At 48.1% G+C, this 17,263-nt stretch carries 11 protein-coding genes, 1 tRNA gene and 1 pseudogene; 7 read left to right on the forward strand and 6 right to left on the reverse strand.

Annotation, left to right across the window (positions count from 1 at the left end; genetic code table 11):
- Positions 1 to 182: 182 nt before the first annotated feature.
- Positions 183 to 428 (forward strand): annotated as a pseudogene (locus tag BUF15_RS14825) (transposase); the annotation flags it as partial.
- Positions 429 to 707: 279 nt separating this feature from the next.
- Here BUF15_RS14825 and BUF15_RS14830 read toward each other — a convergent pair.
- Together BUF15_RS14830 and BUF15_RS14835 are read right to left on the reverse strand one after the other, a co-directional pair.
- Positions 708 to 1,139 (reverse strand): hypothetical protein, encoded by a 432-nt coding sequence (locus BUF15_RS14830; protein WP_073614409.1) that lies wholly within the window; start codon positions 1,137 to 1,139, stop codon positions 708 to 710.
- A gap of 112 nt (positions 1,140 to 1,251) precedes the next feature.
- Positions 1,252 to 1,449: a hypothetical protein gene (locus BUF15_RS14835; RefSeq protein WP_073614411.1), complete on the reverse strand. Its 198-nt coding sequence runs from the start codon at positions 1,447 to 1,449 to the stop codon at positions 1,252 to 1,254.
- Positions 1,450 to 1,648: 199 nt separating this feature from the next.
- On the opposite strand from BUF15_RS14835, the gene BUF15_RS14840 reads away from it, so the two are divergent.
- The 3 genes from BUF15_RS14840 (at position 1,649) to BUF15_RS14850 (ending at position 5,779) form a co-directional block, all read left to right on the forward strand.
- A complete protein-coding gene (locus BUF15_RS14840; protein ID WP_073614413.1) occupies positions 1,649 to 2,551 on the forward strand; it encodes a LysR family transcriptional regulator in 903 nt (300 codons plus the stop codon).
- 389 nt (positions 2,552 to 2,940) lie between these two features.
- Entirely contained in the window at positions 2,941 to 3,141 is a 201-nt protein-coding gene (locus BUF15_RS26820) for a hypothetical protein (RefSeq protein ID WP_143170730.1), read from the forward strand.
- A gap of 619 nt (positions 3,142 to 3,760) precedes the next feature.
- Positions 3,761 to 5,779: a methyl-accepting chemotaxis protein gene (locus BUF15_RS14850; protein WP_073614417.1), complete on the forward strand. Its 2,019-nt coding sequence runs from the start codon at positions 3,761 to 3,763 to the stop codon at positions 5,777 to 5,779.
- Positions 5,780 to 5,884: 105 nt separating this feature from the next.
- Here the strand turns inward: BUF15_RS14850 and BUF15_RS14855 are convergent, their stop codons facing one another.
- Together BUF15_RS14855 and BUF15_RS14860 are read right to left on the reverse strand one after the other, a co-directional pair.
- The gene (locus BUF15_RS14855) at positions 5,885 to 7,651 is read right to left on the reverse strand and encodes a diguanylate cyclase domain-containing protein (RefSeq protein WP_073614419.1); all 1,767 of its coding nucleotides are present in this window, start codon (positions 7,649 to 7,651) and stop codon (positions 5,885 to 5,887) included.
- A 67-nt stretch (positions 7,652 to 7,718) separates the two neighbouring features.
- Entirely contained in the window at positions 7,719 to 8,006 is a 288-nt protein-coding gene (locus BUF15_RS14860) for an integration host factor subunit alpha (RefSeq protein WP_073614421.1), read from the reverse strand.
- A 558-nt stretch (positions 8,007 to 8,564) separates the two neighbouring features.
- On the opposite strand from BUF15_RS14860, the gene BUF15_RS14865 reads away from it, so the two are divergent.
- Positions 8,565 to 9,683 (forward strand): GGDEF domain-containing protein, encoded by a 1,119-nt coding sequence (locus tag BUF15_RS14865; protein WP_073614423.1) that lies wholly within the window; start codon positions 8,565 to 8,567, stop codon positions 9,681 to 9,683.
- A gap of 390 nt (positions 9,684 to 10,073) precedes the next feature.
- Here the strand turns inward: BUF15_RS14865 and BUF15_RS14870 are convergent.
- Both BUF15_RS14870 and BUF15_RS14875 read right to left on the reverse strand, forming a co-directional pair.
- Positions 10,074 to 10,150, reverse strand: a tRNA-Arg gene (locus BUF15_RS14870).
- Positions 10,151 to 10,190: 40 nt separating this feature from the next.
- A complete protein-coding gene (locus BUF15_RS14875) occupies positions 10,191 to 12,902 on the reverse strand; it encodes an Rne/Rng family ribonuclease (protein ID WP_073614425.1) in 2,712 nt (903 codons plus the stop codon).
- Between the two features lie 934 nt (positions 12,903 to 13,836).
- Between BUF15_RS14875 and BUF15_RS14880 the strand changes: the two genes are divergently transcribed.
- Complete coding sequence (locus BUF15_RS14880) at positions 13,837 to 16,263, forward strand: LPS-assembly protein LptD (protein WP_073614427.1); 2,427 nt, start codon at positions 13,837 to 13,839, stop codon at positions 16,261 to 16,263.
- A 35-nt stretch (positions 16,264 to 16,298) separates the two neighbouring features.
- Positions 16,299 to 17,261, forward strand: coding sequence for a DHH family phosphoesterase (locus BUF15_RS14885; RefSeq protein WP_073614429.1), 963 nt, complete (start codon positions 16,299 to 16,301; stop codon positions 17,259 to 17,261).
- The last annotated feature ends 2 nt before the right edge of the window (positions 17,262 to 17,263 follow it).

Raw genomic sequence — 17,263 nt, forward strand, 5'->3', positions numbered from 1 at the left:
AGAGTGAGTCTTCGGAAACATACATAATTCAGACGTTAAAAAGCAATCATCACTTTGCGAGGCTAACCTCGTTCGACACGTCATTTCTTCATCAAAACGCTAAAAGAGCTTATTTCAGGCGGGTCTATAGGTGTCAGCTGGCACGTAAATTTAGAAACTTTTGCAGATAAACGTAGAAGAATGAGAGTCCATACTGGCAGTACTTTAGCGGCATGAAGTACTTTGGACACAAGTTGCCGATCCACCGGTCCAGCATGTCGCGATGGCGGAAAAGGATTGGTGATTCTGGCGCTGAAGAGTTGCTGAAAAAAACCATAGAAGCCGGCTTGAAACTTAGAGCGGTCAAGGCAACTCAGCTCAAGCGGGTGAATGTTGACACCACTGTGCAGGAAAAGGATATTCGCTTTCCAACCAATGCCAGGTTGTATGTGATGCGGACGGGCAGTGTTATATCCCCGAATGTATCCCCCTATTTCTTTTGAGAGTTCTTTTCTTAGCTGGTGGTCCGGATTGGTGGCCCCGTCTCTGTGTCACGGTGGTGCTCATTGGCGTAACCACAGATTGGGCGTATACGAAAATCCCGGATCGAGATGATCTGAAATGCCCAACTATCCGGGGCGGGTAAAATATGGGCCAAAGCAACTATGCCTTGTTATCTCTATGTGGTTTACAAAGTATTTTTTTTCATTATATTTTCTAAACGGACCTCACTCATTCCATCTTCCCAAGACCACAATCAGCAGCAGAAACGGGAAAACCGTCATTGCACTGATAGCGGTGACCTGCAGAGCCTGGCATAATTTTTGCGCTTTTCTGTTCGTCCCCAACCCTGATGAAACGAGGCGGCTGGTTGGCAAGACCTCAGGAGGAAAAAGCAGCTCTGGCAGATATCTTTTTCCCATCATTTTTTTTGCATTAAGGAGGGCGAACAGGGGACCAGAGGAGAACAATGGACAGATCACACAGAGGATCAGGACTGTAAGCGTGATCCGGCCAGGGATATCAATGTTCGTCCCCAGACTTCCCAGCCAGATATCACAGGACAAAGGTACGACGAGAGCCCCATATATCACAGAGAAAAACGTCCAGAATATTTTCCAATTCATTGGAGTTTTTTCGTTGCCCATTATATCCGCCATATCGATCCCTGCTCCGGTATAACCCGGCAATCAGTAGCGCTCGATTACCGGGTATGATTTCTCTCGATGGCAACTTCAAGCATCATTTCAATACGCAACTGCTGTAAGCATGTTACCGTGAATACTCGAATTTATTGTCATGCAGGGCAATGGAGGCCGATTTTCTAAACGGGTGCCTGACCCATCCAGCTATCCGGAGAAGCGATTCAGCTACCGCGCGGGAATGCAGCTTCCTTCCGCGTTCGATATACTTCTCAAAGTCATCGTAGCTGTGATTACCTGGGTTGTGGCCATAAGCATTGTTATCCATAAGCTACCTCCATGTTGGTTGTTCGCGTATTCACCATACGCTTTTCTGCCTATACAAATAATAGAGCATCTATTATCATTCAGTAAAGAATGATATCAGCGCAGCTGATGACCATTTTTGCACAACTGGCAACCAGCGAAAAACACAAAGATATTGTCAGGCAGACACCTTCTTCCCTACTGCCACAAAGGACACATCAATGAACCTCAATTGGGATGATATGCGTTTTTTTCTTGCTCTCTGCCGGACCCAATCGTTCGTGTCGGCAGCAATCGATCTGAAGGTAACCCACAGCACTGTAGCCCGGCGAATATCAGCTCTTGAAAATTCATTAGCTACCCAGCTCTTTCATCGAACCGAAAAGGGTTGCAGGCTGACTCCGGCTGGAGAGATGCTTCTCCCGCATGCCGAACAGCTGGAAAGCACAGTCATAAATCTTACCGAGTCCGTCGCCGGAAAAAATAACCAATTATCCGGCTCGATACGAATCGGAGCTCCTGATGGCCTCGGCAATTGTTTTCTCGCATCCTGCCTCACTGAGCTCCAGACCCTGCAACCGATTCTGGAAGTAGAGTTGATTGCAGTTCCCATGTATTACAGCCTGTCGAAACGGGAGATAGACATTCTCATAACTGTAAGAAAACCGACAACCGGAAACATCGTTGCCAGAAAACTGACCAACTACCGGCTAGGTCTGTTTGCGACGTCGGGATATCTTGCTAACCAATCCAGAATTCGAAACAGGGAAGATCTGAGAGGACACCGGTTCATTGGATATATAGGCGATCTGCTATATGATCAGGATCTGGAATTCCTGGAAGAAGTATCTCCAGGTCTGAAAGCGCATTTCCGAAGCTCAACTGTAATCGCCCAACTGAATGCCGTGCTGGAGGGTGCTGGAATTGGCGTCATTCCCTATTTTATGGCCTATGGCCATCCCGCATTAGTGCCAATATTGCCAGAACATTATTTGGAACGGAGCTTCTGGCTTCAAGTCAACCCGGACTCTCGACAACTTGCCCGGGTGCGAACAACAATCGACTTTATCGCTGCCAATATTGAAAAAAGCAGGGACCGTTTCCTGTTCCTGCCAGAATATTGAGTTCAGGTACGTATGCGGACAAAGCAGGTTACGGTGATATAAGCATGACTCCCACCAACAACCTTAATCCCTGCCAAGCGAGTGAGACGGTATCCTAGCGGACATGCTGCGATTTGTACAACTTTCAGGATCTATCACGGGAAAAGCTTGCGAGCCTATTATCTATGCAAACCGAAGACAGGATCTTTGCATTTCAAACAAAGCACAAGCGGCCACACATGCTGTCAAGACCGTTTTCCCAATTTCATCACTGCCCATTTCTGGGGATCATCGGCAGCAAGAAGAGTATGGCGCACCTAGCAACAAAGAAACAGATTATAGATCTCTGAACTGGTATGGCGAGCTGTCATTCCGCAGAGAGTGATTACACCTGAACATCGTGGCAATATATGCGTTCAGGGAATTTGCCGGACTCAAGAATACATGCCCTTATCGCCAGGGTAACTCCCCCAAACTTTTTTTATGGTAACGGTCTGTATCTCAGGCCCGAAGTATTGCTGGCAATCCCGGTTATGCGCCAATCGCCCGATGAGAAGGCTCTCAGGGGGCTGGACGGACTGTTTTTGAAAACCGTTCGTGCGCTAGTGTAGTTTTCCATCGCTTGAGAACGTAGCAGTAGAGATAGCTGGAATTTCCTGGCTCTTAACATAGTTCTTCTCATAAGGGGTGGTACCAAGATCTATGACACAAACTGGAACTAGCCAAAACATGCTCGAATAGTGAGGTTTTTTATAAAAATACAGCAAAATAGGTATATATACCTATTGATTCAATCTCAAAATGCTGGTAATGGACCTTGAAAGAAATATTAATATATACAAAACATTATACGACCATGCCGATTTGCGAAAATGTCATTATCACAGGCTTACTCTTCGAGCGGATTTGTACTGATGATAATTGCCCTATGCTACCAGCTTATACACTCCCACCTGAAAAAAGGATCGATTGGGCGCAGAATTTGTCGCGAGAACAACGACAGCAGATAATCGATCACTACAATGATTGCATTAAAAAACTTGATGACAATCTCTTGAAAATGGTTCCCGAAGAGTACCTAAAGTTAGAAGCTATATAATACAGCCTTACATGATCGTATGGATAGACTGATGCATGTTAATTTTTTGTTTTCTATGCTGTTTTCTCTGGCTTCCCGCCCCCAATTTTACAGTGCAAACTTTTCTATAATTTTTCCACAGGGTGAACTGAATGCGTTTAAAAGATCTTTCAATCAATGCAAAGCTCCTGGCAGCATTCGGGATAATTCTCATCCTGCTTGCCGGCCTTACTGCCGTCAGTTTGTGGCGGTTTAATTCGACCATCAACGAGGTTGATAACAACATCTTTGCCCAGCACCTCAATCAAGAGATTCTCAGCCGGGAAATCGATCATCACGCCTTCATGACCAAAGCTTCGGCATTTTTCGCTGATCCCCATGTTACTAGCATGGAAGTGCAGACAGATCCCCGCGCCTGTAATCTTGGCAAATGGCTCTACGGCGAAGACCGCCTACACGCTGAAAAACAACTGCCAGACCTTGCCTCACTGATCAAGCAAATCGAGCAACCGCATTCGACCCTGCACCAGTCGGTGGCAGAAATCAACACTCTCGCCAAAGGACAGGATAAAGCTACAATCCTTGCCAAGGCGCAGGAGATTTTTGACAGCACCACCAAGAAGGCCATGGCCGAAACCCAAAAGCATCTCAAAGATGTCTCAGCTGCTGTGGAAACATATGCCAACTCTACCAATGATCATCTCCACAGCTCTACCACTACCGGCAAGCGGCTCGTCTTCATTCTCGCCTCGCTGGCCATGGTGATCGGCATTTTTTCAAGCCTCTACGTCTCCCGAAACATCACCATCACGGCCCGCAAACTTGCCAAAGTCACCGATGACCTGGCCCATGGCAACATGCAGGTCAGCTCAGACATCGATCAGAAGGACGAGATGGGACAACTCGCCTGCTCAGCCAACACCCTAGCATCAAGCCTTAATTCCATGTGCACTCGGGTTCACGGCAGCTCTTCGACCATAAATACCTCTTCCGATTCCCTTCTTCGCTTGTCCCTCAACCTCTCAAAACTCGCCCAGACCATGGCCGGCAACTGTAGGACAGTGGCGGTCGCTGCCGAAGAAATGAACACCAATATGTCGGCTATCGCCTCGGCCACAGAGCAGACCAGTACCAACGTCAGCATGGTTGCCGCCGCCACCGAGGAGATGACTTCCACCATCACCGAGATCGCTTCCGGCGCTGAAAACGCAAGGGTTATCACAGACAAAGCTGTAGCCGAAGCGGCCAAGGCTTCAGAAAGAGTGAAAGAGCTTGGAAAGGCGGCCGAAAAAATCAATAAGGTGACAGAGACCATCAACGAGATCGCCGACCAGACAAACCTGCTTGCTTTGAATGCTACCATTGAAGCAGCCCGGGCCGGTGAAGCAGGTAAAGGTTTTGCTGTTGTCGCCAATGAGATCAAGGAATTAGCCAAGCAGACCACTGCTGCTACCCGCGAGATTCAGGAACGCATCGAGGGTGTGCAAGCTTCGAGCGAACAAACTATCATGGTCATTAGTACCATCAGCGAAATCATCACCTCTACCAGCGAGATCGTTTCAACCATGGCTGCTGCCGTGGAGGAACAAGCGGTCACCAGTCGCGAAATTGCAGAAAACGTCAGCCAGGCCTCCATGGGCATGCATGAAGTGACAGAAAATATTACCCAGGCCTCATTGGTCAACGGCGAGGTTGCCCGGGATATCGCCAACCTCAAAGTCGAGTCGGAGACGGTCGCAGCCGGCAGCTCTGACGTCAAAGAACTCGCCGAGGAAATGAAATACAATGCCCAGTTGCTTGAGAACATTCTCCAAAACTTCAGTTTCCGGCAACCGCAGTTCAACCTCGGTCAGATCAAGGATGCACATTTCAACTGGAAGATGAAGCTGACTTCGGTTCTGAACGGCTACACTTCCATAAATGCCAAGGATATTCCTGATCATCACCAGTGCGAGTTCGGCAAGTGGTACGACAATGCGCCACAAGCCCTATCATCCCTGCCTGTATTCAAGGAAATCGGCAGTTACCATGAAGAGGTCCACCGGAAGGTAGCAGAAGCGGTCAACTTCTACAATTCTGGCAACGATTCAGTCGCCCACCAAAAGGTTGAAGAATTCGAAACCGCTCGCAAGAAACTATTCAAACGGTTGGATCAACTCTATATGGCGTAAATTCAACTCAACGGTTTATTAATTTTTAAACAAAGCGTAGGTCTACCTCACTCTAAAGATAACATTAGAGTGAGGTAGATAGGAGAGATGTCAGCTTAGCTGAAATTAGAAGAATGTGTAGTTTTGCTTGCCCATAGCTTTGGCAGCATACATGGCATCATCTGCGTTCTTGATCAGCACCTTAAGGTTGCTGCCATGCGCAGGGTACATTGAGATACCGATACTGGCCCCGATCGTTATTGTAACCCCATCCAATACAAATGGATCGTTGAGTTGCTCAATGATTTTATTGGCAACATGAGCTGCATCTGCATCGTCATAGACTTCGGTCTGAATTACCAGAAATTCATCACCACCTATACGGCAAACAGTGTCGGCTGTTCTGACGATGTTCAATAACCGCTGAGGGACCATCTTGAGGACCATATCACCTATAAGATGCCCATAAATGTCGTTCACTTCCTTGAATCCGTCGAGATCAATAAACATGATCGCAGCTTTCCAATCCTTTCGTTTGGAAATTGCTAATGTGCTTATAAAACGTTCCTGCAGCATACGGAGATTGTACAGACCTGTCAGAGGGTCGCGATTGGCAAGTGCCTTCACTTCTTCCAGGGATCTTGCCAGTTGCGTTTGGGTGTTTTTATGCTTTGTTATATCGAAATATGTCAGCATCCTTCCACCGTCAGGCAAAGCAACGCATTGGTACTGGAATACCAAGCCATCCTTTCGATTGATTTCCTCTGAAACACTTCCACCGCTTCTGACAGCTGCCTCACGCTCATCAATATACCTGTCAAAATCCTCTTCGAGGATATCGTATACGCCATTGTAGCGGTTGAAATTAATCAGATCGCGGAAGGTTGGTTGTCCAGCAAAAAAGTCATCTGTTATGCCCCACATATCCCGAAATGCACGGTTAGCAAGACGAGCTCTGAGGTCAGGGCCCATGAACAGAACCCCATATCCAATGGATTCCATTACCGCGTTGAATTCCTGTACTTTCTCTATGAGTTTTTCCTCGATTACCTTATGTGGAGTAATGTCTTGCAAAATGGCAATAATGAAAAAGTCGTCATTATCGGCAATACGCATAAGCTTGAGAATTACCTGACGCTTACCAACGAGCATGGGTTTATCATAACTTGAGCAAAAAGGAGGCAATGCTTCATAGGGAATCTGAGCAAGCCATTGTTCGACGAGATTGGAATCTTGCCCGGTAAGATATTCTGTCAACTGGCTTGAGAGGATAGTTGTCAAGTCAAGGGCCAATATCTCTTGTGCTGCTCTATTAGCCTGGATTATCTGCCCTGCACTGTTCATCTCGATGACTGCATCAGCGAGATTGTCCATCATCGCATGATAGTGCCGTCGAGACCGCAGTAGTTCAATGGTAACATTTCTTGGATGAAGACCTTCCGTTCCATGAACAACATGCTCTCGTCGCTTTCCACTCCGAAACTGTTCAAGAATACGGCGGATGTGATTTTTTAATGTATCTTTTGGTCCTTTCGCAATATAGAGATCAGCTTCCAGATCAAAAATATGACTTTCATCTTCATATACGATTGCGGAATAGATGACGACAAATATATCTTTGAATTTTGGATCATTACGAACAACTCTACACAACACATCGCCGCTGATCTTCGGCATGATGATATCCGTGACAAGAATGTCAGGGATAAAAGACTCCAGCATAGACAAAGCCAATAAGCCATTTTCCGCTAGACGAATATCACATCCTTCAGTCTGAAAAAAATGAGATAGGAGCTTAATAATAGTCGGATTATTTTCGACAATTAACACCTTGCACATGCCGTTACCATTCTGCATTGCCTGAAAAGGCGTTTTGAAAGACTGCCCTGGCATTTATTCCATCTAACTTCAATTCTTGAACCTATTTCTGGGTGAGCTGCTATTACCTGGCAGAATTGTCTCATTGTTCATTTACTTTAGCACGCAAAATTCCGGATGGACAGAAAGTGACAACCCTTCTTGAACTCAGCATGAGCTCGCTTCCAGTCTGAGGGTTGCGCCCTTTTCTCTCCTTTTTGTTTCTTACATTAAATTTCCCAAAGCCACTCAGCAGCAGATCGTCACCACTGATTAAGACAGCCTTAGCAAGGTTCAGGAAGGACTCCAATGCGTTGCTAGCCTGAGCCTTGGTTATGTCATCATGGCGCATGAAGACTTCTCGTACTATATCAGTTTTTGTGAGTGTCATAAAATTCTCCGTTATGAGGGTTGATCAGCGACGAACGTCTTTACAAGGCCACCCTAAATGGTTGTCACTATCATATCAATATAAATGAGCATATTACGCGACATAGCAAAGCATATTTTCAGTGGGCGATTACCTTTTATTGCATCGTAAGCCCTGACCTCTACTGTGTAAGATGATCTTGTCGTCGTAGGTCTTTTTCTCCATGGCAGCCACTGGAAAGTCAATCATCAGTTGTTCAACCATGCTTACCAGTTACCACAAACAAAACAGAGCCATCTCTGGAACTGATACACCGATTGACCGATGCCCCCGAAAAGAGAAGCAACTATTTATCTCGACACACTGCACTGCAGAAATCTGGCGCACCGTTTTTCCCTTTCACTTTTGTAGGTGAGCCCATATCATCTATTTTAGTCGATATGCGTATCACTTTGTCAGTATGGTCAAAGCTGATGACGAGCCGGACCATTCATTATTTAGATAGAAATCAGCAGTTCTAAAGCCCCTGTGATATTTTTTTCATCAATTTCCAACCAAAAGGATGCCTGATAATCACCAATGGCGACAGAATCGAAATCTCGAAATGAAGAACTCAATCGTTGGAATGCAGAGCATACCTTAGACTTTCTTTATGGCAATGCACCACCCTCCGCAATCGGTAGTCTTGCCGTTGTGTTGATTCTCGCATACGCACTCTCGTCTCAAGTCGCTCTGCAAACATTGCTGCCCTGGTCAGTCTCGGGCATTGTGATTGGCATTTTCAGATTGATATTGTGGTGGGGATATCAGAAAAGGAAGGAAAGTCACCTCTTGAAGTTCTGGCTCAATAGCTATCGCATAATGACCTTTGCTTCAGGGATGTTAAACGGCCTGGCAATGTGGTTGTTTTTTGAAGGTATCCCGGCAGAATACCAACTTCTGATCTTCTTTTCTATTGTTGGCCTGACAGCAGCGGCTTCCGGCACACATTCTGTCGATTTATTCACGTTCCAACTTTTTATGTATCCGTCATGCATCCTTTCAATACTGAAACTTGTATCCTATGGAAAGCCCACCTACTCTGCACTTTCCATAATGTTTGTGTTTTTTGTTTTAGTCATGGGGCGGGTTGGCCGCCAGACCCACAAGACTCTGAAGGAAAACTTTAAATTGACCTACTCCATGCATTATCGAGCAACTCATGACAACCTTGTCGGCCTTTTCAATCGAGAGGAATTTGAGAATCAATTCGAAATTCATCTACCCTTGACACATCACGGCGTAGCCATGCTCTTTCTGGATCTCGACAACTTCAAACCGCTAAACGACACACTTGGTCACCAGGCAGGAGACGAGGCATTGAAACAAGTTGCTGACATTATGCTACGATCAGTTCGCCAGGATGATATCGTTGCACGTCTGGGTGGAGATGAGTTCGTGACGTTCCTTTTTCTTGACGACACGAAAGAAGTCGAAAAAATAGCACAAAATATTATTCGGGAGGTAAATGCGCTCACATTTCCAGACGAACATGCCTACACCGGCCTTTCAGCCAGCATTGGGATCGCCTTCAGTCAGGACAATAATGTTTCGTTTTCACAACTCATGCGCCTTGCGGACACTGCGTGCTACCGGAGTAAGGAGGAGGGGAAAAATCGGGTCACACTATCATGTATAGAGCCCCCTCAGATGTCATGATTTACCGTGTAATGGAAAAAACCGCCTGCGTTACAATAACGGATGCGGGTCTGCCAGGTCAAGTGAACGCCCAGGTGCCCGAACCTTTAAGATTATTACTGGGTATAAGGTTATGTAGAATGAGTTTTCGGAGGCATACATAAGGCAGCCGTTATGAGAGAATCATTGTCTTGCGAGACTAACCTCGTTCGACACGTCATTTCTTCATTAAAACGCTAACAGGGCCTATTTCAGGCGGGTCTATAGGGTTTCGCAGGTTGCAGCAATTCGACTCGAATTCGAAGCGGCGAAATCCTAATAACGTCAAGCAACGAAATTCAAAGTACCGGAGGGCGACCGGAGGAAAGAAAAAAGGGGTTAGACCAAATTGGCCTAACCCCTTGAATCTACTGGTACACCAGGAGCGATTCGAACGCCCGACCTACGGATTCGTAGTCCGTTGCTCTATCCAGCTGAGCTACTGGTGCGTCAAAAGTGGTGACTATATACCCCAGTTTATCTGAGACATCAACCCTGTTTTTTATCGTTTACTTCTTTTTCCGCTTTCTGCAGCAAGATTTCATGCTCCGTCGGACCCATGGCAGGATCGGCAAGGATCACGATCTCGGTATCATAGCGTGTTTCATGCTCCTGGATCTCATGGCGCTTCTTATTAAGTAGATATTGTGCAACGTCCAACGGGAAACGGCATTCCACCCGACCAATATGTTTACGGCTGGCACCGGTCTGGATTCGTCGCAAATAAAAGAGTGCCAAGGTCTCCACTGAACGGACCGTCCCCCTGCCCTTGCAATGCTGACAGACACGATAGTTCCCAGCCTCAATTGGCGAGCCGAGTTTTTGGCGGGAGATCTGCATCAAGCCAAATTTTGAGATCCGGGTAAAGTCGACTTTGGCCTTGTCTCTTCGCATCGACTGTTTCACCATCCGTTCCACGTCACGGATATGCTTCTTGTTCCGCATATCGATAAAGTCGACGATGATCAGGCCGCCAAGATCGCGCAATCGCAATTGACGGGCAAGTTCACTGGCCGCCTCCAGGTTGGCCTGGTAGATGGACTGATCGAAATTTTTACCCTTGCTAGTCGAACCGGAGTTAACGTCAATTGACACCAAGGCCTCGGTCGGCTCAATAATTATCGAACCTCCGGAGGGCAGAGCAACCCTTGGCTGATAGATCGATTCAATCTGGTCCTCGACACTAAACTGGTTGAAAATAGGCCGTGAGCCCTTATGCAGGCGAACTTTCACATCACGCTGTTTCGACGGCAGATAAGAAATGAATTCCTGAACCTGCTCCATGGCACCTTCATCATCCACCAGAATTTCCTCGATGGCGGGATCAAAATGCTCACGCAAGAATCGCAGGACAGACTGGTGGTCTTCATACACCTGTCCCACCCCGTCCATGTCCTGGGCTTTTTTCTTGATCTCCTCCCAGAGACGCAGCAGATAGCCTACGTCGCGAGCTAAGGCAGATTTGGTGATATCGGCGCTGGCAGTCCGAACAATCCAGCCAATACCTTCCGGAATCCCCAATGAATTCATTGCAGTACGCAGTTGCGCACGGCGTTCCTCACCGGAGATCTTTCGGCTGATGCCGGATGAGTCGGAACCTGGCATGAGTACAACACTTCGTCCCGGCAGAGAGAGGTAAGTGGTCATGTTCGCGCCTTTTTTGCCAACCTCTTCCTTCACCACCTGGACCATCACATCCTGGCCCTTATCCACCACATCAATAATACTCAGTTTTTTCCAGTGGTGATTCTCCACATGGCGACGAATTTCTTCGCTCAGATCCTCTTTATAATATTCGGGATGAATCTCACTGAAAGGCAGAAAACCGTTTTTCTCGGTACCGTAATCTACGAAGGCCGCCTGCAGGTTAGGCTCGATGGCCACAATTCGCGCTTTGTAGATATTGTTCTTGGTCTGGGCACGGTTGATGGTGGAAACGTGAATAGACTCAAGCCTGCCGTTGGCCAAGAGCGCCAAACGGCACTCTTCGGGCTCCTCGGCATTGATCAGGAGCTTGAGTACAACATTTTCCTTTTCATCCTCCGGCTCGTCATCTGGCAGCTCGGGGATTTCTACACCACTCGCGTCACCCCCCATTTCGGACCGATCGGCCTCACGCTGGGTGCGACCTGGACGCTCATCGAAATCGTCATCATCGTCGAAATCGTCATCGTCCTCAATATCGAGATACTCATCTTCGTCTTCAACGGGCTCTTCTGCTTCAAGCGGTGCAGGAGTTTCGGCCTGCGGTTGAGGATTCTTCTTCCGACGCCCCCGCGATCTGCGACTTGAGGAACGACGTTTTTTTCGTTCCTGGCCACCATCCTCTGTTGCACCCTCACCGGTGCCCTCTTCGTCAACAGTAACTTCAGCCACCTCCTCCTGAGCCGAGGAGGTTTCAACAACATGGTCAGGCGAAGTTTCGACAGGGGTTGTTTCTGCAGCTGCCGCAACACTATTTTTCTTCCTGCGGTTGGGGCGCTTTCTTGATGGACGTTTCGGCTTCTCAGACTGTTCTTCTTCTGTCCGGTTTCCGTCAGCGTCTCCTTCACTCGGAGCGATGATATCAGATTCTTCGGCAACGGCAGTGGTCGCTGCTTCAGCGGTAGTCTCTGCTGCCACCGCGGGAGCAGCTTCTGCGACAGGCTTTTTCTTGCGAGCTGGTCGCTTTCTTGCTGGTTTCTTCGGAACAGCCGCTGGATCCGGTGCGCCTTCCGTCCCCTCTTGTGGTTTAGCCTCCGACATCGAGGATGGCGCAGTTTCTTTCGGCTGTTCGACAGATAGAGCAACTTCGCCGTTAGGAGTCTCCTTAATCCCGACAACAGCGGTATTATCAACACCACTATCAGTTTCTGGCGCTGTAGCTGTACTGCTAGCCGTATCAGACTCAACAACTGCTTTCTTTTTACGCGGGGCTCGCTTTCGCGGTTTTGGAGAAGTCGCTACGGCGTCATCAGACGGAGTCTCCGCCAGTACCTCATCACTCTTTGCCGTGCTCTTTTTGGGCGTTCGCTTACGGGGTGTTTTTTTCGCCGCGGGTTCAGCTTGGGTCTTTTCAGCTGGTTCAGCTGACACCTGTTGAGAAGGTAGCGAGGTTTGCTCTACTTGCTCCTCGGCAACTGTACTTTTCCACCAGGCGCCTGTTGTTGCTTTTTTGGTTGCACTCGCTTTTTTTTCTTCGTTCTTCTTTTCTTCTACCATGAGTTTCCTTTAAGTAGAGCAGAACTGCCCAATACGGCAGCAACACTCCACTAACATTTCCTGAAACTGCACCTCAAACAGACGAGGATCTCCTCCGTTGAAGCAACAATTGCAGAACACTTTTTTCTTCGCAGCTCCGGTGGTAAGCCAACAAAGCCACGTCTTCCGGCGATCATCCGGTCACGTCATTCAAGCGAAGCGTCTCAAATGTGCAAGTATTTTCCCCTAAAGCCCCGCTGCGGGATGGACACATCACACAGATCGAGTTATCAGGATAACCAGCACAATTAATACGTTACATACTTGATCCGCTGGTTGTCACCGTTGTGGTGATACCAGAGGAGTTTGGAAAGGAATCGACGTGACAGGTACAACCTGCCTCCAAATTTAAAAATTTGAGGAGCTCTTTGCTCCTCCCGGGAGAGCGGGGACCATCCTGCCGTCACCTGCACCCTTATTCGCTCCCGGTGGTACTTCTATACTTTCGGTAACTTCTTGTCAGGCCCACTCCTCGAGCCCAAGCAGCAAGAATATTGCCGAGAGATTTCTCATTTTTCATTGTTCACCCTCACGGGGAACCTTCTCAGTTAGAGAGGTATAGATAATACTCTTTCATCCCCCAACAATGCAACAACGGAGTATGATGTGCATCAGAAATCACCACAGAAAAAGATGCTTTCCCAAAACACGTCCTAAAACGTTCCAGAGGATGAGTACCTTCGTGAAAATAAGACAATTTCCCTTCATAATCAAGGGATTTCTCCGACTTTAAACTTGACACTGACCGTGGAGAAACGTAGACTCAACACCTTGAATCAGAGACCAATATCTGCCGGTTATCCATTCTTTGAGGATGCTGCAGAGCAATATATATTGACCAACACCCGCAAAGCTTTTGTTTAATCGTTTGCGGGTATGAACCAAGGAGCAAACCGTGACATCCTGCCCGGGACAACGCACAGGAACAAAATTCCAAAAACTCGCTAAAAGTCGAAACGCCTGCGCGCCGAGCACGGCAATTCATCGAGTTACAGAAATTGAATGTCGGTCTACCCGGCTTTTTACCCAATCGACTAAATATCTTTGCACCTCCTTTGTTCTCATGTCGCTGATTGGTTCAGCCATAGTTTGCAGGGCTGAGTCGGTTGCCACCTCCGAATGGAATATTACCGCGGACCGGATAATCCGCTATGACAACCCCAGCAGTATCGTTGCCGAAGGTAGCATAGTTCTTGAAAAGCGGGTTAAACTTCCACCGAGAGTCAAACCATCTGCAGAACAGCAATCGCAGTGGGCCAGCCTCCTCGGCGAAACTGAACCTCCAAAAGACATCACCGCAGGCCAGGTCGATGAACAGATAAGCGAAGACAGGTATCGGACAGATGTGGTAATCGAAGCCGACTGGCTCAGTTACGATGTGGATCAAAAGCTGATCAAAGCCAGGGGTAATGTCAAAATTGTCGGTAAAGACGACACATTGATGGCTGACGGTGCCAGGGTAGACATGAACACCGAGACCGGCTCCTTCACCGATGCCGTCATTATCCACAAAGAAGATAAGCTCCATCTTGAGGGCAAGACCATCGAAAAGACAGGCCTGACCACCTATCATGTTGTCGATGGCTGGGCCGTCACCTGTAAAGTTGAAACCGGCAAAACACCACCCTGGAGCATCGCCAGTGCCGATACTACAGTCACCGAAGGTGGTTACGCGGTCATGAAGCATGCGACCTTCAACATCAAGGGTGTTCCTGTTTTCTATTCCCCATACATGATCATACCGGTGAAAAATACCCGCCAGTCCGGTCTGCTCCTGCCTGAGATTCACCAATCGAGCACCGGTGGTTTCGGGGCAAACCTCCCCTTCTTCTGGAATCTCTCGGATTCCATGGATGTTACCATTTTCCCTGAGTTTTATGTTGACCGGGGATTTATGCCAGGAGCCGAATTTCGTTACGTCCTCGATGAAACATCACGGGGGACATTTACGGCCAGCTATCTTGATGACAGTCTTTCCGATGGTGACCTCAACTCCAGTTACTACAAGGACACCGATTTCACTCACACCAACAGCGACCGCTACTGGGTTCGAGGCAAGGCTGACCAGGATATCGCCGACTGGCAGACCCGTCTCGATATCGACATCGTCTCCGATCGCGACTATCTCACTGAATTCAACAGCGGTTATACCGGCTTTTCCAAGAGCGATGACCGTTACCTGCACGACTTCGGCAGAGGGTTTGACAACAAGACCGAAGATACCCGCCAGAACCTCATGACAGCTTTAAAAAGCTGGGATGGCATGTCACTGCAGGCCAATCTATTAGGTTATAACGATGTACGCACCGATGCCAAAAAAGCAAGTCAGGAAGACCCGCTCTGGACCCTGCCGCAAGTAAACTTCTCTGGTGTTCGCCCTATCGGTTCAAGCAGCTTTTCGTTCAACTGGGTCACCGACTATGTCAACTATTGGCGAGAAGACGGCATAGGAGGTAACCGCATCGATCTCCATCCGAGTCTCAGCACATCCATTCCCCTTTCGCCCTACCTGGAATCAAGAGCTGAAGCGGGAGTGCGGAATACTTTTTACAAGGTCGAGACATATGGTGACGGGGTCTGGGACAATGACGACACCCAGAATCGATTCCTCGGCGATTTTGAGCTGGAAGTTGCCAGTCCCCTGATGCGAACATTTGGTTTCTCAGATGGAGACAGCCTCGATCACCGGTTGCGCCCCTACGTTCGATATAACTATATTCCCGATGTCGATCAGGATGACCTGCCCGATTTCGACAGTGTTGACAGGATCGATGATGAAAGCCTTATCACCTATGGCTTTGACAACTTTTTCAGCGGCATGTTCAACGATGTTGAGCGAGACATCGGTTATGTAAAGATATCCCAGGGCTATGATTTATTGAGTGATGCTGAAGATGATTTCACCGAGGTCAATCTCCGGTTACGCCTCATCCCTATCCCTAAATTGTTTGTCGAATACGAGACCGACTACAACGTATATGGAGAAGGCTTTGTTCTTCACAGCTTTTTAGGTGCTTACACCAACTCACGTGGTGATTATTTCTCCATCGACTACAGCTATAATAACACCGATGAGGTTTCGAGCAAAATCGACCAGATAAACTTCACCACCCGCGCCAGGTTGCTGCCACAATGGTACACACGAATCGAAGTAGAGCATTCAATAGCTGAAGATGAGACCAACGATGCGAAACTTGCTCTACTGTACACTGCGCCCTGTTGGTCTGTTGAATTCCAGACGGAGTACACCCCGTCAGATACGCGGTATATGATTATCTTCAACCTTGCCAACATTGGTGGCTCACTCGGTACCGGCCTGTGATGGCCCAAATGATTCTGCCAATGGAACAACACAACATGCATTACGATATATTCAATGGCGATGCAGACGGCATCTGTGCCCTGCATCAATTGCGGCTTGCGGATCCCCGGCCCGACGCAACCCGAATCAGCGGTGTAAAACGAGACATAGTGTTGCTTGGGCGCCCGGAGCTCGCCTCAATCTGCGATGCGACCTTGACAGTTCTTGATGTCTCACTTGACAGCAACCGGGAGCCGCTTTTGCAGCTTCTGGCCCGCAACAATACTATCACTTATTTCGACCACCATAGCGCCGATCCCATCCCGAAAACCGATCTCCTCACGGCCAGTATTGTTCTTTCAGCCGACACGTGCACTTCACTGCTCGTGAACGAAGCATTAAAGGGCAAGTATGCGCGCTGGGCAATCTGCGGAGCTTTTGGCGACAACCTGCATACCAAGGCCAGAAAAATTGCCGCCTCATGCTCTTTGAGCGAAACCGAAACAGACCAGCTACGAGAGATTGGTGAGTTGCTCAACTATAATGGCTATGGCGCAACGATCGACGACCTGCATTTTCACCCGCTTGAACTCTATGATGCTGTGGTCCCTTTTGCTAATCCTCTATTATTTTTTCAGGAATCATCGGAACTCGTCCAGCTTCGCAAAGGATTTCAAGAAGACATGGAGCTGGCGCTCGCTGTCGCCGAATATCCCAATAAAGGCAAGAACAGGGTGTACTTTTTTCCAGATGCTCCCTGGGGCCGCCGGGTGGCCGGTGTTTTCGCAAACCTGAAAGCCAGGGAAAAGGCCGACTCCGCCCATGCATTGATCACTGAGAATCGAGACGGCACTCTGCGTATTAGTGTTCGCGCGCCGTTAAATGATCGTCGCGATGCAGCCACTCTCTGTAAGAAATTTCCGTCAGGCGGCGGACGGGCCGCCTCTGCCGGTATTAACTATATGCCTGCCGACCAGATTGAAGACTTTTTAGCTGCCTTCAACACGATTTACCCCTGAAG

The sequence above is a fragment of the Desulfopila aestuarii DSM 18488 genome, from assembly GCF_900143695.1.
GTDB classification, from domain to species: Bacteria; Desulfobacterota; Desulfobulbia; order Desulfobulbales; family Desulfocapsaceae; genus Desulfopila; species Desulfopila aestuarii.